Annotated in this window: 16 protein-coding genes; 5 read left to right on the top strand and 11 right to left on the bottom strand. The window is 63.3% G+C overall.

Features of this window, described 5'->3' with window-relative positions:
- The first annotated feature begins 73 nt into the window (after positions 1 to 73).
- Positions 74 to 1615: an L-arabinose ABC transporter ATP-binding protein AraG gene (gene araG, locus ABQX22_RS20940; protein ID WP_349801770.1), complete on the top strand. Its 1542-nt coding sequence runs from the start codon at positions 74 to 76 to the stop codon at positions 1613 to 1615.
- 39 nt (positions 1616 to 1654) lie between these two features.
- On the top strand, positions 1655 to 2620 hold the full coding sequence (araH, locus tag ABQX22_RS20935) for an L-arabinose ABC transporter permease AraH (protein WP_349801769.1): 966 nt from the start codon (positions 1655 to 1657) through the stop codon (positions 2618 to 2620).
- A 500-nt stretch (positions 2621 to 3120) separates the two neighbouring features.
- Here the strand turns inward: araH and ABQX22_RS20930 are convergent, their stop codons facing one another.
- The 6 genes from ABQX22_RS20930 to ABQX22_RS20905 all read right to left on the bottom strand — a co-directional run bounded on the left by ABQX22_RS20930 (position 3121) and on the right by ABQX22_RS20905 (position 10219).
- Complete coding sequence (locus tag ABQX22_RS20930; RefSeq protein WP_349801768.1) at positions 3121 to 3750, bottom strand: PqiC family protein; 630 nt, start codon at positions 3748 to 3750, stop codon at positions 3121 to 3123.
- Positions 3747 to 5432, bottom strand: coding sequence for a PqiB family protein (locus tag ABQX22_RS20925; protein WP_349801767.1), 1686 nt, complete (start codon positions 5430 to 5432; stop codon positions 3747 to 3749). The genes ABQX22_RS20930 and ABQX22_RS20925 overlap by 4 nt, the downstream gene beginning before the upstream one ends.
- The gene (locus ABQX22_RS20920) at positions 5425 to 6039 is read right to left on the bottom strand and encodes a paraquat-inducible protein A (RefSeq protein WP_349801766.1); all 615 of its coding nucleotides are present in this window, start codon (positions 6037 to 6039) and stop codon (positions 5425 to 5427) included. Before ABQX22_RS20920 ends, ABQX22_RS20925 begins: the two co-directional genes overlap by 8 nt.
- The gene (locus tag ABQX22_RS20915) at positions 6036 to 6668 is read right to left on the bottom strand and encodes a paraquat-inducible protein A (RefSeq protein WP_349801765.1); all 633 of its coding nucleotides are present in this window, start codon (positions 6666 to 6668) and stop codon (positions 6036 to 6038) included. The genes ABQX22_RS20920 and ABQX22_RS20915 overlap by 4 nt, the downstream gene beginning before the upstream one ends.
- A 475-nt stretch (positions 6669 to 7143) precedes the next feature.
- Positions 7144 to 8727, bottom strand: a complete 1584-nt coding sequence (locus ABQX22_RS20910; protein WP_349801764.1) for an aldehyde dehydrogenase (NADP(+)) — start codon at positions 8725 to 8727, stop codon at positions 7144 to 7146.
- Positions 8728 to 9112: 385 nt separating this feature from the next.
- The gene (locus ABQX22_RS20905) at positions 9113 to 10219 is read right to left on the bottom strand and encodes a Gfo/Idh/MocA family protein (protein WP_349801763.1); all 1107 of its coding nucleotides are present in this window, start codon (positions 10217 to 10219) and stop codon (positions 9113 to 9115) included.
- A gap of 164 nt (positions 10220 to 10383) precedes the next feature.
- Between ABQX22_RS20905 and treS the strand changes: the two genes are divergently transcribed.
- The 3 genes from treS to mnmH all read left to right on the top strand — a co-directional run bounded on the left by treS (position 10384) and on the right by mnmH (position 14801).
- Entirely contained in the window at positions 10384 to 12453 is a 2070-nt protein-coding gene (gene treS / locus ABQX22_RS20900) for a maltose alpha-D-glucosyltransferase (RefSeq protein WP_349801762.1), read from the top strand.
- Between the two features lie 207 nt (positions 12454 to 12660).
- Positions 12661 to 13695, top strand: coding sequence for a selenide, water dikinase SelD (gene selD / locus ABQX22_RS20895; RefSeq protein WP_349801761.1), 1035 nt, complete (start codon positions 12661 to 12663; stop codon positions 13693 to 13695).
- A complete protein-coding gene (gene mnmH, locus ABQX22_RS20890) occupies positions 13695 to 14801 on the top strand; it encodes a tRNA 2-selenouridine(34) synthase MnmH (protein WP_349801760.1) in 1107 nt (368 codons plus the stop codon). The genes selD and mnmH overlap by 1 nt, the downstream gene beginning before the upstream one ends.
- A 33-nt stretch (positions 14802 to 14834) precedes the next feature.
- Here mnmH and ABQX22_RS20885 read toward each other — a convergent pair whose 3' ends face one another.
- The 5 genes from ABQX22_RS20885 to ABQX22_RS20865 form a co-directional block, all read right to left on the bottom strand.
- Complete coding sequence (locus ABQX22_RS20885; protein WP_349801759.1) at positions 14835 to 15890, bottom strand: permease; 1056 nt, start codon at positions 15888 to 15890, stop codon at positions 14835 to 14837.
- A gap of 404 nt (positions 15891 to 16294) precedes the next feature.
- Entirely contained in the window at positions 16295 to 17908 is a 1614-nt protein-coding gene (locus tag ABQX22_RS20880) for an ABC transporter ATP-binding protein (RefSeq protein ID WP_349801758.1), read from the bottom strand.
- Between the two features lies 1 nt (position 17909).
- Complete coding sequence (locus ABQX22_RS20875; RefSeq protein WP_349801757.1) at positions 17910 to 18932, bottom strand: ABC transporter permease; 1023 nt, start codon at positions 18930 to 18932, stop codon at positions 17910 to 17912.
- Positions 18932 to 19999 (bottom strand): microcin C ABC transporter permease YejB, encoded by a 1068-nt coding sequence (locus tag ABQX22_RS20870; protein ID WP_349801756.1) that lies wholly within the window; start codon positions 19997 to 19999, stop codon positions 18932 to 18934. Before ABQX22_RS20870 ends, ABQX22_RS20875 begins: the two co-directional genes overlap by 1 nt.
- On the bottom strand, positions 19999 to 21897 hold the full coding sequence (locus tag ABQX22_RS20865; protein ID WP_349801755.1) for an extracellular solute-binding protein: 1899 nt from the start codon (positions 21895 to 21897) through the stop codon (positions 19999 to 20001). The genes ABQX22_RS20870 and ABQX22_RS20865 overlap by 1 nt, the downstream gene beginning before the upstream one ends.
- Positions 21898 to 21975 lie beyond the last annotated feature (78 nt).

Genomic DNA, 21975 nt, shown 5'->3' with positions numbered 1-21975 from the left:
CTGAGACACTCAGGCTGACATCTGCAAGGCCTCGCTCTGCCGCCGCTGGCCGTGGAGCGAGGAGGAGGGTTCCATGCAACACACTGTTCAACATGCGCCACAGCCACCCGCGTCATCCACCTGGAACAGCCTGCGCTTCAACGGGATCGGCAAAACCTTTCCCGGCGTCAAAGCGCTGTCCGACATCAGTTTTGAAGCCCGTCCCGGCAGCGTGCATGCGTTGATGGGCGAGAACGGCGCGGGCAAGTCCACGCTGCTGAAAATCCTCGGCGGCTCGTACTTGCCCAACAGCGGCGACCTGCAAATCGGTGCCAAGACCTGCGTGTTCAAGTCCACCGCCGACAGCATTGCCGCCGGCATCGCGGTGATTCACCAGGAGCTGCAACTGGTGCCGGAAATGACCGTCGCCGAAAACCTGCTGCTGGGCCACATGCCCAACCGTTGGGGCATGGTCAATCGGCGGGCGATGGTGCGGCGGGCCCGCGAGCTGCTCAAGGGCCTGGCCGATGAAATCGACCCGAACACGCGGCTGGGGGATCTGTCCCTTGGTCAGCGGCAATTGGTGGAAATCGCCAAGGCCATGTCGCGCAACGCCCATGTCATCGCGTTTGATGAGCCCACCAGCAGCCTGTCGGCGCGGGAGATTGATCGCTTGATGGCGATCATCGTCAGGCTGCGGGACGAGGGGCGGGTGATTCTCTACGTGTCCCACCGCATGGAGGAAATCTTCCGGGTGTGCGACGCCGTGACCGTGTTCAAGGACGGGCGTTTCGTGCACACCTTCGAAGACATGGCCGATCTGGACCACGACCGGCTGGTGACCTGCATGGTCGGCCGCGACATCCAGGACATCTACAACTACCGCCCTCGTCAGCATCAAGGGCCGAGCCTGCGGGTGACCGGATTGCTGGGCCCTGGCCTGCAGGAACCGGTGAGCTTTGCGGTGGAGAAGGGCGAAGTGCTGGGCTTCTTCGGCCTGGTCGGCGCCGGGCGCACCGAGATGTTCCGGTTGCTCTCCGGCCTGACGCGCACGCAAGCGGGCACCCTGCAACTGGATGGCCAGCCACTGAACCTGAAGTCGCCACGGGACGCGATCTCCGCCGGCATTCTGCTGTGCCCCGAAGACCGTAAAAAGGAAGGCATCGTGCCGCTGTCCAGCGTGGCCGAGAACATCAACATCGGCGCGCGGCCGCGGCATGTCAGCCTGGGCTGCCTGATTCAGGGGCGCTGGGAAAAAGAAAACGCCCAAGGACAGATTCGTGCGATGAACGTGAAAACGCCGTCGGCCGATCAGCAGATGCTGTTTCTCTCGGGTGGCAATCAGCAGAAGGCGATCCTGGGTCGCTGGCTGTCGATGCCGATGAAGGTGCTGCTGCTCGATGAGCCCACCCGGGGCATCGACATCGGCGCCAAGTCCGAGATCTACCAGATCATTCATAACCTGGCGGCGGACGGCATCGCGGTGATCGTGGTGTCCAGCGACCTGATGGAGGTCATGGGCATCTCCGACCGGATTCTGGTCATGAGCGAAGGCGCCATTACCGGTGAACTGTCCCGCGACGAAGCCAACGAAGCGCGGTTGCTGCAACTGGCACTGCCGCGAACCCGCGGCTGAAACAGGCTAAACGACGTGAAAAATAAAAATGAGGTGCGTATGTCAACCGAAACCAGCCTGACGGCTCCACGCCAGGGCATGAACATGCGTCGGTTCCTCGACGACTGGGCGATGCTGCTGGCTGCACTGGGCATCTTCGTGCTGTGCGCGCTGATGATCGATAACTTTATGTCGCCGCTGAACATGCGCGGGCTGGGCCTGGCGATTTCGACGGTGGGCATTGCCGCCTGCACCATGCTGTTCTGCCTGGCGTCCGGGCATTTCGACCTGTCGGTGGGGTCGGTGCTGGCCTGCTCCGGGGTCATCGCCGGGATCGTGATCCGCGACACCGACAGCGTGTTCCTCGGGGTGTCTGCCGCCCTGGCGCTGGGCCTGGTGGTGGGGCTGATCAACGGCATCGTCATCGCCAAGCTGCGGATCAATGCCCTGATTGCGACGCTGGCGACCATGCAGATCGTGCGCGGCCTGGCGTACATCTTCTCCAGCGGCAAGGCGGTGGGCGTGGGCAACGAAGATTTCTTCGTGTTCGGCAACGGCCAGCTGTGGGGCGTGCCGGTGCCGATCCTGATTACTGTCTTGTGTTTCGTGTTCTTCGGCTGGCTACTCAACTACACCACCTACGGGCGCAACACCATGGCCATCGGCGGCAATCAGGAAGCGGCGCTGCTGGCCGGCGTGCACGTTGACCGGACCAAGATCATCATCTTCGCGGTGCACGGCTTGATCGGCGCCCTGGCCGGCGTGGTCCTGGCCTCGCGCATGACCTCGGGCCAACCGATGATCGGGCAGGGCTTCGAACTGACCGTGATCTCGGCGTGCGTGCTGGGCGGTGTGTCGCTGAGCGGCGGGATCGGCATGATTCGCCACGTCATCGCCGGCGTGCTGATCCTGGCGATCATCGAAAACGCCATGAACCTGAAAAACATCGACACCTTCTACCAATACGTCATCCGCGGCACGATCCTGCTGCTGGCAGTGATCATCGACCGGATGAAGCGGCGGTAGAGCGATCGTGCACACGCGCCGCGTGGGGATGGGCCGGGGTCGCGTCCGACCGCGAAGCGGCCCTGAAACCATGCGGCCCCGGCGTGTCAGGTGGACGGCATTCTGAGGGTTTGCTGCCGGTGCCCGGCAGATCGTCCGATTGCGGCCCAGAGACAAGCCACGCTCCCACGGCCTCCGGCCAGAATCAACAGCGCAATGATCGTGCCCACGCTCCGCGTGGGCATGCCGTGCATGACGCTCCGCGTCAAAGCGACACGAATGCAATCCGCTTCTGCCCGGAGGGCGTGGGAGCTCTCGGAGGTTACGACGGCAGCGATGGGGTGCGAAGCGGCCCTGAAACCATGCGGCCGCAGCGTGTCAGGTAGACCGCATTTTCAGAGTTTGCTGCCGGTGCCCGGCAGATCGTCCGATTGCGGCCCAGAGACAAGCCACGCTCCCACGGCCTCCGGTCAGAATCAAAAGCGAATGCAATCCGCTTCTGCCCGGAGGGCGTGAGGACATCAGTTCAGAGTTGAAACCGGGCAGCGGCCGGCATTGCCGCCCTGGCGGGCCCAGCTGACGGCGGTGGAGGCGATGGTGTCGGCCAGCACCGAGACGGCGCGCTGGTGGGCCATGACCAGGTTTTCCATGCCCAGGCCCGCAGGCTCGCGGATGACGCTGCTGCAGGTCAGGTTCTGGCGCTTGGCGCCGTTGCCCGACAGGCTCAGGTTCCACACCACATCAATCAGCGCGGCTTGATTGAGCACCGACTCGAACCGCCGCACATCGGTGCGCAGCGACAGCACCGGCTGGTCGCTCTGTTTCGGCAGGCCGGCGAGGTCCCGGGTGTCAAAGCGGCGTTCCAGCTGCCCGGTCAACGCGTCGTGAAACTCATCCCCCAGCGGCGCCCCCCAACGCTCATTCTCCAGGATCGCCAGGCTGCCGTTGCCCTGGCGCACCACGACCGGCGGCTGGTCCACCTGCACCGGCATCAGCACCGGCAGCATCTCGAACTGAAAGGGCGCCTGGGCGCTGGTGGCCGGAGCCGACGTCGCCGGCGCAATCAGCGTGTAGTAATGGGTCGGCGTCGAGCTGCAGGCGGCAAGGCTCAGCGCCGTCGCCAGGACCAGAAGATGAGGGCGCAACATCATGGCTGAGACTCCAGATTGATTGGACGGGAAGAAGATGACCCGTTGTACGAGCTGGGGGCGGCATCGCCGGTACGGCCACGAATCAGGGATTCCGGATGACGGCTGAGGAAGTCGGTCAGGACCCGCACCGAGCGTGCTGTGCGTTGCACCTCGTCCATCGCCTGGCCCAACTGCACCCGCGCCGGGGAATCTTCGGACAGCGTTTCGTTTGCCGTGCCCAGGGTTTTCTGCGCCTGCTGCAGGGTCCCGCGCATTTGCGGAATGACGTCGCTGTTCACCGCTTTCAGGGTTTTCTGCAACTCGCTCAGGCTGCCGTTGACGTTCTTGAACAAATCTTCAAGCGGCAGTTTGCCCAGCTTGTCGACGAAGGCCTGCAACTGTTCCTGCAGCTTGTCGAAGCTCCCTGCCACGGTCGGGATTTCCAGCGGCCGGGCCTTGGCGTCGTAGTCGGTCAGCTTGGGCGCCTTGGGATCGAAATCCATGGCGATGTACAACTGGCCAGTGAGCAGGTTGCCGGTCCGCGCCTGGGCCCGAAGCCCATGGGCGACGAAGCCTGCGAGAATGCGGGTGGTCTGTTCTTCTTCAGTGCCGTCGCCAGCCGTTTTACGGAGTTTGTCGTTGGCCGCCCCAAGCCGTTGCGGGTAGATCAGTGCGCCGACAATGCCGGGGAAGGTGCCGGTCTTGGCGTCGTAATCCAGGTCGACGGACACCACCCGGCCGATGTTGACGCCCAGGAAATCCACCGGGGCGTTCACCGCCAGCCCGCGCAGGGACTGGTTGAAGCGCATCTTGATGTATTTCGGCTCGCCATCCGGTGGCGCCAGCGCCGTGGCCTGATCGTCGAAGATCTGGAACTGGGCGTTGGCCTCGGCCGGCTTCGCGTCGGGGCTGTATTTGGGCTCGCGGAAGGCAATACCGCCGGAGATGATCGACGTCAGCGACTGGGTCGACACCTTCAAACCGGTGGCGCCTAGCGTCACGTCCACGCCGCTGGCGTTCCAGAACCGCGAGTCAGTGAGCACGAACTGATCGTTGGGCGAGCCGACGAAAATCTCGATGTCCACGCCTTTGCCGTCCTTCGCCAATTCGTAGGCCACCACCTGACCGACCTGAATGCGCCGGAAGTACACCGGCGAACCGACGTCCAGCGAACCGAGGTCATCGGTGTGCAGCTTGAAGCGCTTGCCGCGCTCGCCAAAGGTGACCGGGGGCGGGGTTTCCAGGCCGGTGAACGTCTCCGATTTCTTGTCAGAGTTACCCGCATCGGCGCCGATGAAGGCCCCGGACAACAGGGTGTCGACCCCGGTCACGCCGCCTGCGCCGATTCGTGGACGCACCACCCAGTACTGCGTGTCAGAGCTGGTGAACGGCGCCGCCGACTGGTTCAGCTCGATGGTGGTCAGCACGTGGGTGCGGTCATCGCTCAGTTCGATGTCGGTCACCGTGCCGATCACCACGTTCTTGTATTTGACCTGAGTTTTCTTGGCTTCCAAGCCCTCGGCGGTCAGGAACGTGACCGTCACTTTCGGCCCGACGTTGAGGAAGTCATGGAGCACCATCGACAGCCCGATCAAGGCGGCGACGACGGGCACCAGCCACACCAGCGACACCCTGGCCTTGCGGGTCTTGACTTCGGGCCGCGGAGGCGAGGAAGGAGAAGGGGGAACGGCGTTATCAGACATCATCAACCTCTGCGTCCCAGATGAGCCGGGGATCAAAACTCATGGCGGCGAACATCGTCATCACTACCACCAAACCAAAAAACAGAATGCCCAGGCGCGGCTCGATGGTGCTGAGCCCGCGGAACTGCACCAACGCCGCCACCAGGGCGACCACCAGCACGTCGAGCATCGACCAATAGCCGATCAGCTCGATGAATCGATACAGCCGCGCGCGCTCGCGCATGGCCCAGGTGCTGCGGCGCTGACAGGTGATCAGCAGCGTCCCCAGTACCAGGAATTTGATGCACGGCACCACCACGCTGGCGATGAAGATCAGGATCGCAATGTCCCACGAACCGCCTTCGGCGAATTCGATCACACCGCTCATGATCGTGTTCTCGCTGGCACGGCCGAACAGCGTGGTGAGCATCACCGGCAAGGTGTTGGCCGGGATGTACAAGATCAGGCCCGCCAGCAGGAACGCCCAGGTCCGCACCAGGCTGTTGGGCTTGCGCGAGTGCACGGCGGACTCGCAGCGCGGGCACTCGTGGGTCTGGACCGGGCAGACGTAATTGCACACGTGGCAGAGGGTGACGTCGTGCTCGCGGGCGAACGGGATGCCATTCATGACAGGCCCACTCCCAGATCGTCCCACAGGCGCCGGATGTCTTTGCCGGCAATCAGCACGATCAACACCATCAACATGGCCATGGCCCACAAGCCGGCACCAGGGTGTACGTCCAGCATGCCGGCCAGCTTGACGATCGCCACCAGAATCCCCAGCAGGCAGACCTCCAGCATGCTCCACGGCCGTAAATGCTCCAGCGCACGCATGCAGCTTTTGAAACCGGGGGCGATTTCACCCCGTCGTGCGGGGATCAGGACCCAGATCAGCAGGGCGATCTGCAGGGCCGGGGCCAGGATGATCGCCAGTCCCGCCACCAGCGCGATCAGGGTGATCCGCCCCTGGGCCAGCGCCTGCACCGAGCCCCACAGCGTCACTTCGTTGTGCAGGCCCTGCATGCTGATGCTGATCACCGGGAATACGTTGGCGAACACGAACATGATGGCGGCGGCCAGGCTCAGGGCCAGCAACTGATCGATGCTCATGCGCGGACCCCGATCCAGCACCGCGCGGCAGCGCAGGCAATACGCCGATTGGCCCTTGCTCAAGTCGAGCGCCTGGTACAGCGAATCGCAGTGCTCGCAGATGATCCACTGGGAGGGATCTTCAAGGGAATGCAGGGTGTCGGTCATCGGTGCCGTGGTCGTGGGTGGATAAGAAGGGTGCACGGTGAACGGGCCATGTAGGTGACACAGGCTGAAGGGCTCGCAAAGATACCCCGGTACTGCATTTCTGGCTCACCTTTTATCGTAACGGCTGCGCGCTGGTTGACTTGAGTGAATGGCTTCATCGCAGTTGACGACCTGACTGACCTGACAGATGGACCACGCGGCCGGCATCAGGTTCGCCATCAATTCGACAGTATGAAGATAGCTGCCAGCAACAGGGTCTGCCTTTGGCGCGTGGCGTCCGGAGAGAATGAACGTCCGCAGGGCCCATGGGTGTACGTCGGCGTGCGTTCAATGTAGCTGACGCCAGCCGACTCGACAGCAACAGCGATCAGGCGTGGTCGGTCCACGGGGGTGTGGAAGCCTGTTCGACAGCCATAAAAAACGGCGCGAACCTGAGCAGGTCGCGCCGTTTTTCGATCAGCGGTTCAGCGTGTCATCAGGCGATGACGTCGCTGCTCCACTCGCTGTTCACCAGGCGCTTGAGGCCCAGCGGGTTAGCGTTTTGCAGGGCCGGCGGCAGCAGGCTGTCCGGGTAGTTCTGGTAGCAGACCGGACGCAGGAAACGATCGATCGCCAGCGTGCCGACCGAGGTGCCGCGGGCGTCGGACGTCGCCGGGTACGGCCCGCCGTGGACCATGGCTTCGCACACTTCCACACCGGTCGGGTAGCCGTTGACCAAGATGCGGCCGACTTTCTCTTCCAGCACCGGAACCAGCCACTGGTACTTCTGCAGATCAGCAACTTCGCCGATCAGCGTGGCGGTCAACTGGCCGCGCAGGGCCAGCAGGGCTTGTTTCAGCTCGGCGTCGTCAGCGACTTCGATCAGCAAGGTGGTCGGGCCGAAGACTTCTTCCTGCAGCAGCGGGTCGCCGTTAAGCAGCAAGCTCACGTCGGCCTTGAACAGTTGGGCCTGGGCCTGTTTGCCTTCCTGCGGTTTGCCGGCCAGGTGAGTGACACCCGGGTGGGCCAGCAGGGTTTGCACGCCTTTGCTGTAGCTGCGCAGACCGCCGGCATTGAGCATGGTCTGTGGCGCCTGGCCACCCATGTGCTCGGTCAGCTGTTCGGTGAACGCAGTCAGCTCAGGGGAGCGCACGCCGATCACGACGCCCGGGTTGGTGCAGAACTGGCCTGCGCCCATGACCACCGAGGCTGCGAGTTCGCTGGCAACGGTTGCGCCGCGTGCCGCCAGTGCGCCTGGCAGCAGGACCACCGGGTTGATGCTCGACATTTCGGCGAACACCGGGATTGGCTGCGGACGCTCGGCGGCCATTTTGCACAGGGCGTCGCCGCCGTGCAGCGAACCGGTGAAGCCCACCGCCTGAATGGCCGGGTGCTTGACCAGGCCTTCACCGACGCCGCTGCCGAAGATCATGTTGAACACGCCTTTTGGCATGCCGGTTTTCTCGGCGGCGCGGATGATGGCGCAACCGACGAGGTCAGCCGTGGCCATGTGGCCGCTGTGGGCCTTGAACACCACCGGGCAACCGGCGGCGAGGGCCGAGGCGGTGTCGCCACCGGCTGTGGAGAACGCCAGCGGGAAGTTGCTGGCGCCGAACACGGCAACCGGACCGACGCCGATGCGGTATTGACGCAGGTCGACGCGGGGCAGCGGCTTGCGGTCTGGCAGCGCCAGGTCGATGCGGGCACCCAGGTAATCGCCGCGGCGCAGGACCTTGGCGAACAGGCGCATCTGGCCGCTGGTGCGACCGCGTTCGCCCTGGATACGACCGGCCGGCAGCGCGGTTTCCTGGCAAACGACGGCGACGAAATCGTCACCCAGCGCGTCGAGTTCGTCGGCAATGGCGTCGAGGAATTCAGCGCGACGGGCAGGGCTCAGTTGACGGTATTCAAGAAAGGCGCCTTTGGCGGCGAGGGCCGCAGCGTCGATTTCTGCGTCGGTGGCTTGATAAAAGCTGTAAGGGAGCGCTTCGCCCGTGGTGGCGTCGAGGCTTTTGTGTTGAGGTTCGCCGAGGGCGCTACGGGCACCGGCGATGAAATTCTGGCCGAGAACGGAAGGCATCTGCTTCTCCTGTTGTTGTTTGATCGTATCCGGCGTGATGTCGTCAGGCGTGAAGCCTGGAGTGCCGGGACATACGGTAAGCCTGACATTGGACAACGTCCAGTGCCAGGGTGGTGTTGACAGACATCATACAACTGCATTTTTTTGCCTGCAAGGCGGGGCCTCCTGTCACGCCGAAAAGGCCATCTCCCACGGATTTCGCATGCGCCGCACATTCCGGGGAAGACCGCCGATCTCGTGGGAGCGGACCTGTCCGCGAAGACTGACGCTTGACCGCTATAAATGTAGCGGTCTGGACCGACCTCTTCGCGGACAGGTCCGCTCCCACGGGTTTGCATTGCTTCACTCACCGCAAGAGATGCCCCGCAGCAACGGGGCACGTTAATCAAGCATTCGGCTCATCGGTATTGATGTACTCAGGCACCTTCGCCAGTGGCAGACGGCGGGCCTGTTCGATGCTGATGCCGGGGCGCTCTGGCAACACGTCCAGCTTCTGAGCTTGACCGCTGGTCAGCGCGCGTTCTATGGCCTGCACCACCCGCACGTCGCGCCAGCCTTCGTCACTGTCGGGCTCCGGCTCGCGGTCCTGCAGGATGCAATCGGAGAAATACTGCGTCTCGCCGCCGAACTGATCCACCACCGGGTGCGAATGTTCGGTGGTCTTGCCGTCGATGATGGCGCGATAGCTGATGCCCACGCCTTCGCCAAAACCAAAGCACGGCGACGCCTCGAATTCCCCTTTGGTACCGATCAACTGGAAACGCTCGGTGCTGGGCAGGCTGTAGCTGACGGTGAAGGTTGCCAGCCGCTCTTCAGGGAAGCGCAAGGTCACGGTGACCGTGTCCCAGGTATTGATTTCACGGCCGGGGGTCTTGATGCCGACGGCGTTGACTTCAATCGGCTCGGCGTCAAACAGGTTGCGCACGGCATTGATCGGGTAGGGGCCCATGTCGGCGACCGGCCCGGCTTCGAAACCGCTCTGCATGCGGTGATTGGCCGCGTCGGTGGTCTGGGCGAAGGTCGCGGTGAACAGACGCAGATCTCCCAGCTCACCGGCACGCACGCGATGCACCATTTCCACGGTGCCCGGCTCGAAATGCAGGCGGTAGGCGATCATCAACTTGGCCCCGGATTTCTGCGCGGCCTCGGCGATGGCGATGCAGTCCTCTTCCGTGGACGCCATGGGTTTTTCCAGCAGCACATGGATGCCGGCTTCCAGGGCCGGGACGGCGAATTCCCGATGGCGGAAGTTGGGTGTGGCGAGGTAGATCGCGTCGATTTCACCGGACTTCAGCAGGGTGTCGAACTGGTCGTAGTGATAGCTCTTGAGGTCGTAGAGTTCGGCCAGCTTGTCCGCCTTGACCGGGTCGCCGGTCACCAGCGCCGTCATCACCGAGTTGTCGGTCTGTTCCAGGCCGGGCATGAACGCGCCTTGGGAGATCCAACCACCGGCGACCACTGCGTAGCGGATTTTGCCGTTTGAATCGGGCATGTAAAAAGCCTCCTTGTTCAGCGGACGGTATGTCCAGCGCTTGAATAGTCGGCAGATGAGCGCGCGGTAAGTTCAATCCGAAGACGCCTTGATCGCCAATGCAACGTTTCCCGTCCTTCGCGCTCATACCCTTACGCACTCGAGCGACAGGACGACAGAACGTTATGACGACCCCGGACAAGCAGTACGTGGACTGGCTGGTTGAGCAATCGATGCTCAACGCCGCACAGCAACGCGCAAAACTCTATGGCGGCCAGGGCCGTCTCTGGCAGCGGCCTTACGCTCAAGCCCGACCCCGCGACGCTTCGGCCATCGCGTCGGTGTGGTTCACGGCGTATCCGGCCTCGATCATCACCCGCGAAGGCGGCTCTGTGCTGGAAGCGCTGGGCGACGAAACCCTGTGGCACGCCTTGTCCGACATCGGCATTCAGGGCATCCACAACGGGCCGCTGAAAACCTCAGGCGGGCTCAAGGGTAAGCAGCGCACCCCGAGCATCGACGGTAACTTCGACCGCATCAGCTTCGAGGTCGACCCGGAACTGGGCACCGACGCGCAGTTTCTCGGCCTGAGCCGAATTGCCGCCGCGCACAACGCGATCATTGTCGATGACGTGATCCCGTCCCACACCGGCAAGGGCGCGGATTTCCGCCTCGCCGAAATGGCCTACGAGGAATACCCGGGCCTCTACCACATGGTGGAAATCCGCGAAGAAGACTGGTCGCTGCTGCCGGACGTCGAGCACGGCCGCGACGCGGTCAACCTGCCGCCTGCCACCGTGGACCTGCTGCGGGACAAGCACTACATCGTCGGCCAGCTGCAACGGGTGATTTTCTTCGAACCCGGCGTCAAGGAAACCGACTGGAGCGCCACGTCCGTGGTGGTCGGCGTCGACGGCAAGCCGCGGCGCTGGGTGTACCTGCACTACTTCAAGGAAGGCCAGCCGTCACTGAACTGGCTGGACCCCAGCTTTGCCGCGCAACAGATGATCATCGGCGACGCGTTGCACGCCATCGACGTGATGGGCGCGCGCGTATTGCGCCTGGACGCCAACGGATTTCTCGGTGTCGAGCGCAAGGCTGATGGCACGGCGTGGTCGGAGAGCCATCCGCTTTCGATCACCGGCAACCAGTTGCTGGCGGGTGCGATTCGCAAGGCCGGCGGTTTCAGTTTCCAGGAACTGAACCTGACCATCGACGACATCGCCGCCATGTCCCACGGGGGCGCGGACCTCTCCTACGACTTCATCACCCGTCCGGCGTACCAGCACGCTCTGCTGACCGGGCGCACCGAGTTCCTGCGGCTGATGTTGCGTCAGGTGCATGAATTCGGCATCGACCCGGCGTCGTTGATCCATGCCCTGCAGAACCATGACGAACTGACCCTGGAGCTGGTGCATTTCTGGACCCTGCACGCCCACGATCAGTACCTGTACATGGGCCAGACCTTCCCCGGCAACATTCTGCGCGAGCACATCCGCGAGGAAATGTACGAGCACCTGGCCGGCGAGCACGCGCCGTACAACCTGAAGTTCGTCACCAACGGCGTGTCCTGCACCACCGCCAGCATCATCACCGCGGCGCTGGGCATCCGCGACCTGGACACCATCACGGATGAGGACGTGCTGAAGATTCAGCACATTCACCTGTTGCTGGTGATGTTCAACGCCATGCAGCCCGGTGTGTTCGCCTTGTCCGGTTGGGACCTCGTGGGCGCCTTGCCGCTGCCGGCTGAACAGGTGGCGCATTTGATGGCCGATGGCGACACGCGCTGGATCCATCGCGGCGCCTACGACCTGGTGGGGATCGACCCGGACGCCGAGTTTTCTGCCGGTGGCATGCCGCGTCCGAAGACGCTTTACGGCAGCCTGCCGGATCAATTGCAGCGCCCGGATTCCTTCGCCTCGCAGCTGAAGAAGATCCTCTCGGTGCGCCGCGCCTACGACATCGCTGCCAGCCGGCAGATTCTGATTCCGGACGTTGAGCATCCAGGTCTGTTGATCATGGTTCACGAGCTGCCGGCCGGCAAAGGCATCCAGATCACCGCACTGAATTTCAGCGCCGAATCCATCGTCGAGACCCTGCATTTGCCGGGCATTGCGCCGGGCCCGGTGGTGGACATCATCAACGAACGCGTGGAAGGCGACCTGACCGAAGAAGGTGAATTCACCATCACCCTCGACGCGTACGAAGGCTTGGCGTTGCGTGTGGTGAGCATGGTGTCGCCGATGATGTAAGCCTGCTTGAAGTGGCACAAAACACTGTAGGAGTGAGCTTGCTCGCGCTTGAAGCGTGTCAGTCACCACATAAGTGGGTGAGACATTTGATCGCGAGCAAGCTCACTTCTACAGGTTAGGCGGCGACTGCAAGTCGCTGATCCGGGCCGAAGTCCAACCCGTCCCGGCTCTGGTAGACTTCGCCCCCTTGATACTCAGGGGCTTCCCATGAACGATCCGGTTCGTCTTACCCAATACAGTCACGGCGCCGGTTGTGGCTGCAAGATTTCTCCAAAAACCCTCGAAACCATCCTCGCCGGCAGCGGCGCGCAGAACCTCGACCCGCGCCTGTGGGTCGGCAATGCGTCCCGCGACGACGCGGCGGTCTACGCCATCGATGAAGAACGCGGCGTGGTCTCGACCACCGACTTTTTCATGCCCATCGTCGACGACCCGTTCGACTTCGGCCGCATCGCCGCCACCAACGCCATCAGCGATATCTACGCCATGGGTGGCGACCCGTTGATGGCCATCGCCATCCTCGGCTGGCCGGTCAACGTGCTGGCGCCTGAGATTGCCCGTGAAGTGATTCGCGGCGGCCGCTCGGTGTGCGACGAAGCCGGCATCCCCTTGGCCGGCGGCCATTCCATCGACGCGCCGGAGCCGATCTTCGGCCTGGCTGTGACCGGGCTGGTGGAAAAACGCTTCATGAAGCGCAACGACACCGCCACCGTCGGCTGCCAGCTGTACCTGACCAAACCGCTGGGCATCGGCATCCTCACCACCGCCGAGAAAAAGGGCCTGCTGCGCGACGAAGACGTGGGCCTGGCCCGGGACGTGATGTGCCAGTTGAACAAGCCCGGCAGCCGCTTCGGCAAACTGGCGGGCGTCACCGCCATGACCGACGTCACCGGGTTTGGCCTGCTGGGGCATTTGGTGGAAATGGCCGATGGCAGCGGCCTCAGTGCGCGGCTCAATGCCGCCGCCGTGCCGCGTCTGGGCAGCGTCGATTTCTACATCGAGCAGGATTGCATCCCGGGCGGCACCCACCGCAATTACGACAGCTACGGCGAGCGCATCGGCGCCCTGACCGACACCCAGAAACTGCTGCTGTGTGACCCGCAAACCAGCGGCGGTCTGCTGATTGCCGTGGAGCCCGCCGAACAAGCCGCGTTCCTGGCGCTGGCCACCGAACTGGGCCTGGACCTGTCGCCCATCGGCGAGTTGGTGGCGCGACAGCAACACGCGGTCGAGGTGTATTGATGCGCGACAACAGCGCTCAATTTCGCGAGATCTTTCTGAACGACGTGCCGATGATGGACGTGCGCGCCCCGGTGGAGTTCGACAAGGGCGCCTTTCCCGGCGTGATCAACCTGCCGCTGATGAACGACAGCGAGCGGGAAAAAGTCGGCACCACCTACAAACAGGCCGGGCAGCAGGCGGCGATCGAGCTGGGTCACCGTCTGGTCTCGGGCGAGACCAAGCAGGCGCGAATCGACGCCTGGGCTGCGTTTGCACGCCAGCACCCCGAGGGCTATTTGTATTGCTTCCGTGGCGGCCTGCGTTCGCAGCTGACCCAGCAATGGTTGCAGAACGAGGCGGGCGTCCAATACCCGCGCATCATCGGCGGCTACAAGGCGATGCGCACGTATCTGCTCGGCACTGTCGAGCAGGCGGTGGCGGAATGCGACCTGGTGCTGGTGGGTGGCATGACCGGCACCGGCAAGACCGAAGTCCTGGCGCAGCTCAATAACGCGCTGGACCTGGAAGGCCACGCCAATCATCGCGGCTCAAGCTTTGGCAAACACGCGACGCCGCAGCCGAGCCAGATCGATTTCGAAAACCGTCTGGCCATCGACATTCTGAAAAAGCGCGCAGCGCATGTGCAGCAGTTTGTGCTCGAAGACGAAGGCCGAATCGTCGGCAGTCGCGCGGTGCCGGTGGATTTGTACCGCACGATGCAGGACGCGCCGTTGGTGTGGCTGGAGGACAGTTTCGACAGCCGTATCGAACGGATTCTCAAGGATTATGTGATCGACCTGTGTGCCGAATTCATCGCCGTGCAAGGGCCGGAAACGGGTTTCAACGGGTTCGCCGAACGCTTGAAACAGAGCCTGTCGAGCATCGTTCGGCGCCTGGGGGGTGAGCGCTATCAGCGTCTCTCGGCGATCATGGACGCCGCGCTGCAAGAGCAGGAACGCAGCGGCAACGTCGACCTGCATCGGGGCTGGATCAGCGGCATGCTCAGCGAGTACTACGACCCGATGTATGTCTACCAGCGCGACAGCAAAGACCCGCGCATCGAGTTTTCCGGTCATCAGGCCGAAGTCGTTGAATACCTGAAACAGCGAAGCCGCCGGGAGCAGTGAGCCCCGGCGGCTTCGTTGTGCAGCGTGTGACGGTTACAGCAGCGCAGCGCCAACCAGGCCGCTGACCACGCCGATCAGCATGGTCAGCACGCCCACGGTCACCAGCACCTTGGCGTCGAAGGATTTACGCAGCATGAGCAGCGACGGCAGGCTCACGCTCGGCAGGGTCATCAGCAGCGCCACGGCGGGCGCAGTGCTCAGGCCCAGGGTCATCAGGGTCTGCACGATGGGGATTTCGGCGGCGGTCGGGATCACGAACAGCGTGCCGACGATGGCCAGCGGAATCAGCCACAGCAGGCCGTTGCCCATGGCACCGTCCACGTGGGGGAACAGCCAGACCCGCGCTGCGCCGAGGATTAGCACCGCGATGATGTAGATCGGGATGGTGGTCCAGAACAGGCTCCACAGGGTCTTGCCCCAACGGGTCAGCAGGCTGCCGTGTTCTGCGGTTTCCGCGTTGACCACCGCTTCCACGGCACCTTCCGGCAGCGGCTCGGCCTTGGAAATGCGCTGCGCCACCATCGATACGCCAATCACCAGCACCAGCCCGGCCACCAGCCGCAACGCGGTAAAGCCCCAGCCCAGCACGAAGCCCATGAACACCAGGGTGGCCGGGTTGAGCACCGGGTTGGCGATCCAGAACGCCAGGGCCGCGCCCACCGAGACATTCTGCTTGCGCATGCCGGCGGCCACCGGGGCCGCGCAGCAGCTGCACATCATGCCCGGCAACGCGAACAATCCGCCGCGCACCGTAGAGCCCAGGCCCGCGCGACCGAACATGCGCAGCAGCCAGTCACGGGGGATCAACACCTGCAGCAGCGAACCGAGGATCACGGCGAGCACGGCGGCTTTCCAGATCGCCAGGAAATACACGTGAGCGTAGGCGAGGGCGGCAGTCCACGGGTTAGCCGGGTTGTCGTTGATGATCGACGCGCCGATGTTATGGGTGTCGGCGGCGACGAAGGATTTGAGGTAGTACGGGGACCATTTGACGTAATACAGACCGATGGCGGCGATCAGTAGAAATACAACGGGTTTCCACCAAAACGACCAGCCGCGCGACGGCGCGGCAAGAGGGAGGCTGGACATGGGCGCGATTCCGGGTAAGGGGCGTTAAAAACGCAATGATAGCCGCGACGGGAAATGGATGCTTACAAATCCGCGCTGCCGCGAGGGCGGTTGCGGAGGAAGGACGATCCACGGGCTCGTCGGCCACTGCTTCTGCCGAAGGCGTGGGAGCGTGGCTTGCCCGCGATCTGCCGGGCACCGGAAGCGGATCGGTTTATGCGTTACGCCTGGCGCACCGGGGGCGGATGGTTTCATGACTGCTTCGCAGCCAATCGCGAGCAAGCTGCGCTCCCACGGCCTCCGGCCAGAATCAAAAGCACGTTGTCGCGATCAAAGGGGGGGCTGCCGGAAGCCCAAGTGCACAAGTTGATCGTCCCCACGCTCCGCGTGGTGATGCATTTCCCGACGCTCTGCGTCGCGTTTGATCAGTGACTGACGCTGGCCCCGCCAAACACTAACCCCGACGATTTGAGCAGTTCCTGAGTGTAGGCCTGTTGCGGGTGGGCGAAGAGGGTGCGGGCGTCGCCTTGTTCGATCACTTTGCCGTCCTTGATCACGATCAGGTCGTGGGCCAGGGCGTGGACCACGGCCAGGTCGTGGCTGATGAACAGGTAGGTCAGGCCGTGGCGCAGTTGCAGGTCGCGCAGCAGGGCAATGATCTGTTTCTGCACCGTGCGGTCCAGCGCCGAGGTGGGCTCGTCCAGCAGGATCAGTTCCGGTTCCAGCACCAGAGCCCGGGCGATGGAAATCCGCTGCCGCTGCCCGCCTGAAAATTCATGGGGGTAACGGTGCCGCCACGCCGGATCAAGGCCGACTTCGCCCATCACCCGAATCACCGTGGCCTCGCGTTCTTTCGGCGTGCCGACCCGATGGGTGAGCAGGCCCTCGGCGATGATCTGTTCCACCGTCATCCTCGGGCTCAGGCTGCCGAACGGGTCCTGGAACACGATCTGCATCTGCCGGCGCAGCGGGCGCATCATGCTCTGGTTGCGCAGGCTCAACTCCTTGTTGCCGAAGCGAATCCCGCCTTCGGAATCGATCAGCCGCAAAATGGCCTGGCCCAAAGTGGATTTCCCCGAGCCGGACTCACCGACGATACCCAGGGTCTTGCCCTTCATCAGCTCGAAACTGACCCCGTCCACCGCCTTGATATAACGCTTTTCCCGGCTGAACAGCGGCGTCGGCAAGGGAAACCAGACCCTCAGTTCGTCCACGCTCAGCAGCGTGTGCGGGTGCAGGCTCAGCACCGGTTCGCCGTCCGGTTCGGCGTTGATCAAGAGCCGGCTGTATTCGTGCTGCGGATCGGCGAACAAGGTCTGGCAGTCGGCCTCCTCGACAATCTCCCCGGCGCGCATCACGCACACCCGCTGCGCAACGCGCCGCACCAGGTTCAGGTCGTGGCTGATCAGCAGCAACGACATGCCCAGCCGTGCCTGCAGCGATTTGAGCAGCGCCAGAATCTTCACCTGCACCGTCACGTCCAGCGCCGTGGTGGGTTCGTCAGCGATCAGCAGATCCGGCTCGTTGGCCAGGGCCATGGCGATCATCACCCGTTGCCGTTGACCGCCCGACAGCTGATGCGGGTACGCCTTGAGGCGCAGCAGCGGGTTGTGAATCCCCACCAGTTCCAGCAGTTCCAGGGTCCGGCTGCGGGCCGCGCGGCCTTTGAGGCCCTTGTGCATGGCGAGGATTTCGCTGATCTGCTTTTCCACGGTGTGCAGCGGGTTGAGCGACGTCATCGGCTCCTGGAAGATCATCGCGATGCGGTTGCCGCGCAGGCTGCGCAGCTGCTTGTCGCTGGCGTGCACCAGGTCCAGGCCGTTGTAGTGAATGGTGCCGCTGGTGCTTACCGATTTACCCGGCAGCAGGCGCAGGATCGAATGGGCGGTCACCGACTTGCCCGAGCCGGATTCCCCTACCAGCGCCAGGCACTCGCCCCGGCGGATGTTGAGGTTGATGCCGTGCACCACTTCGGCGCCGTTGAAGGCCACGCGCAAATCGCGGATTACTACTAGAGGGGTCGTGTCAGCGTGTGGCATGTCAGCTCCTTGGATCGAACGCGTCGCGGCAGGCTTCGCCGATGAACACCAGCAGCGAGAGGATCAGCGCCAGCGAACAGAACGCCGTCAGGCCCAGCCACGGCGCGCCGAGGTTGCGTTTGGCCTGGCCGATCATCTCGCCCAGGGACGCGCTGCCGGCGGGCATGCCGAAGCCGAGGAAATCCAGCGCGGTGAGCGTGGCAATCGCGCCGGTCACAATGAACGGCAGGTAGGTCAGGGTGCTGGTCATGGCGTTGGGCAGAATGTGCCGGATCATCAGCGCGCTGTCGGTCAGGCCCAAAGCGCGGGCGGCCTTGACGTATTCCAGGTTGCGCCCGCGCAGAAACTCGGCACGCACCACGTCCACCAGCGCCAGCCACGAGAACAGCGACATGATCCCCAGCAGCCACCAGAAACTCGGCGCCACGAACCCCGACAGAATGATCAGCAGGTACAGCACCGGCAGGCCCGACCAGATTTCCAGGATGCGCTGACCGATCAGGTCGGCCATGCCGCCGTAGAAGCCCTGAATCGCGCCGGCCACCACACCGATCACGGTGCTGATCGCCGTCAGCAGCAGGGCGAACAGGATCGAAATCCGCGCGCCGAACAGCACACGCGCCGTCACGTCCCGGGCCTGGTCGTCGGTGCCCAGCCAGTTCTGCGCACTGGGCGGGGCTGGGGAGGGCTGCTTGAGGTCGTAATTGATGGTTTCGGCGGAAAACGGGATCGGCGGGAACAGCATCCAGCCGCCCTTGTCGGCGATCAGTTTGCGCACGTATTCGCTGGAGTAATCCGGCTCGAAGGGCAGCTCGCCGCCGAACTCGGTTTCCATGTACTGGTGCAGCGTCGGGTAATACAACTTGCCGTCGAGGGAAATGATCAGCGGTTTGTCGTTGGCGATCAGCTCGCCGCACAGGCATACCACCAGCAGGCCCACGAACAGCCACAGCGACCACCAGCCACGGCGGTTGGCCTTGAAGCGCTGCAAGCGGCGCTTGCTCTGGGGAGAGAACTCGAACATCAGGCGCTCCTCGCCGAAAAGTCGATGCGCGGGTCGATCAGCGTGTAGCACAGATCGCCCACCAGTTTGATCAGCAGGCCGAACAGGGTGAACAGGAAGAGGGCGCCGAACACCACCGGGTAATCCCGCGACACCGCCGCCTCGTAACTCATGCGGCCCAGGCCATCGAGGCCGAAAATGGTTTCGATCAGCAAGGCGCCGGCGAAGAACACGTCAATCAGCGCCTGAGGCACCCCTGCCACCACCAGCAGCATCGCGTTGCGAAACACGTGGGCGTACAGCACGCGGCTTTCGCTCAGGCCCTTGGCCCGGGCGGTGACCACGTACTGGCGGCTGATCTCGTTGAGAAAGCTGTTTTTGGTGAGGATGGTCAGCGTCGCGAACCCGCCGATCACCAGCGAGCTGACCGGCAGCACCAGGTGCCACAGGTAGTCGCGGACCTTGCCGAAGGTCGACAGGCTTTCGTAGTTGTCCGAAACCAGCCCTTGTGCCGGAAACCAGTCCAGGTAGCTGCCCCCGGAAAACACCACGATCAGCAAAATGGCGAACAGAAACGCCGGGGTGGCGTAGCCGATGATCACCAGCGTGCTGGTCCAGACATCGAACGCGCTGCCGTGGTGGATGGCCTTGCGGATGCCCAGCGGGATCGAGATCAGGTAGGTGATCAGGGTGGCCCACAGCCCCAGCGATAACGAGGTCGGCAGCTTTTGCAGGATCAGGTCGGTGACCGACATGCCGCGAAAGAAGCTGTTGCCGAAATCCAGCTGCGCGTAGCTTTTCAGCATCAGCCACAGGCGTTCGTGCATCGGTTTGTCGAAGCCGTACTGGTGCTTGATTTCTTCCACCAGCGCCGGGTCCAGGCCACGGCTGCTGCGACTCATGCTGCCGCTGGAGGCGACTTCACCGCCGCCACCGCCCACGCCCGTGGGGCTGAACCCTTGAACGCGGGCGATGGCCTGCTCCACCGGCCCGCCGGGCGCGGCCTGCACAATCAGAAAGTTGACCACCAGAATGCACAGCAGGGTGGGGATGATCAGCAACAGACGACGAAACAGATAGCGCAGCATCAGTGAGCCCCCGCGGCAAGACTGGACGGTTTCGGCGGATCGAGCATCAGCTTGGCCATCTGCTCGTTGGTGAGGGCGGTCGGGCTGACTTCCCACCAGGTTTCCAGGCCCACGTCGTAGGTCGGACCGATCTTCGGCATGCCGAAACGATTGGCGTACACCAGCGGCGTGCCCTGGGAGTAGTAGTGCGGAATCATGTAGAAATTCCACAGCAGCACCCGGTCCAGGGCGCGGGCGTAGCGCACCATTTCGTCCCGGCTGTTGGTGGCCACCAGGCCGTCGATCAAATGGTCGACCACGGGATTGCGCAGCACCAGGGTGTTGGAGCTGCCCACCTGGGTGGCGCTTTGCGAGCCGTACAGGTTGTACAGTTCGCGGCCCGGCGAAATGATCGGGTTACCGTTGCTGGGGAACTGGGTGACGATGGTGTCGTAGTCCCGAGCATTGAGCCGGTTCTGGTACTGCGCCGAATCGACACGGCGATAGTCCAGGTTGATGCCGATCTGCCCCAGCACGCGTTTGTACGGCAGCACCAGACGGTCGAAACCGCCCTGACCGTCGAGAAACGTGAAGGTCATGGGCTCGCCGGCATCGTTCACCAGCCGGTTGTTTTTCGGGTGCCAGCCCGCTTCGGCGAACAACTTGAGGGCTTTGAGTTGCTTGTCGCGGATGTAGCCGCTGCCGTCGGTCTTCGGCGCTTTCCACACCTGGGTGAAGACCTCGTCGGGCACCTGGCCACGGAACGGCTCGAGGATGTTCAGCTCTTCGGCGTCCGGCAGCTCGGTGGCCGCCATGTCGCTCTTGGGCCAGTAGGTCTGCTCGCGCACATAAAAGTTGCGCATGATCTGGTTGTTCAGCCACTCGAAATCCCAGAGCATCGCCAGCGCTTCGCGCACCCGGCGGTCCTTGAAGATCGGCTTGTCGAGGTTGAAGGCAAAGCCCTGGGCCGCCGTCGGACGGTCCTTGGCGAAGATGTGTTTTTGCAGGCGACCGTCGTCGATGGCAGGGCCCGAATAGCCGACCACGTAGCCCGACGACGAGAACTCGCGGTTGTAATCGAACGACCCGGACTGGATCAATTGCCGGGCCACTTCGACGTCGCCGTAGAAGTTGACGGTCAGCGTGTCGAAGTTGTAGAGCCCGCGGCTGACCGGCAGGTCTTTGGCCCACCAGTCCTTGACCCGCTCAAATGAGACGCTGCGTCCGGCGTCGACTTTCGACACTCGGTACGGCCCGCTGCCCAGTGGTGGCTCGAAACCGCCGCCCTTGGACAGGTCGCGGGTCTTCCACCAGTGTTCCGGGAGGATGCGCATCCCGGCGATGTCCAGGGCCAGCGTGCGGTTGAGGTTGTTCTTGAAGTTGAAGCGAACCTGCCCAGGCCCTTCGATCACCACGTCCTTGACGTCGCCGTACAGCGGTCGGTAGCTGAAGCTGCCTTTGGTCATCAGCAGGTCGAAGGTGTAGCGCACGTCTTCGGCGGTGATGGCGGTGCCGTCGTCGAAACGCGCCTTGGGATTCAGGTAGAAACGCACCCACATATTGTCAGGGTCGCGTTCCAGTTTTTCCGCGACCAGCCCGTACACGGTGTACGGCTCGTCCAGCGAACGGTAAGCCAGCGGCGAGTAGACCCAGCTGTCGATCTCACGCACGTTGATGCCCTGATCCGCGTACGGGGTCAGGTAATTGTATTGGCCGATTTCCTCGGAGGAACGGCTCAGGGACCCGCCCTTGGGCGCATCCGGATTGACGTAATCGAAATGGTTGAAACCGGCGGGGTATTTCGGTGCGTCGCCGTAGACGGTCATGGCATGACCCGGTGCGGCGAAGGTAAACGGGGAGACACAAGCCACGACAATGCCCAGCAACAGGGGCCGCCATGAAAGGGGAAAACAACACATCTTCGGACCATCCTCGGTTGGCAGTGCGACACGCTTGACGCCTTCGCAGTCTTCTTCGAAAAAAACCCCCGGCCGGGG

The sequence above is a fragment of the Xanthomonas sp. WHRI 1810A genome (assembly GCF_040202885.1).
Classification (GTDB): Bacteria; Pseudomonadota; Gammaproteobacteria; order Pseudomonadales; family Pseudomonadaceae; genus Aquipseudomonas.
This window is presented reverse-complemented; position numbering and strand designations above follow the sequence as displayed.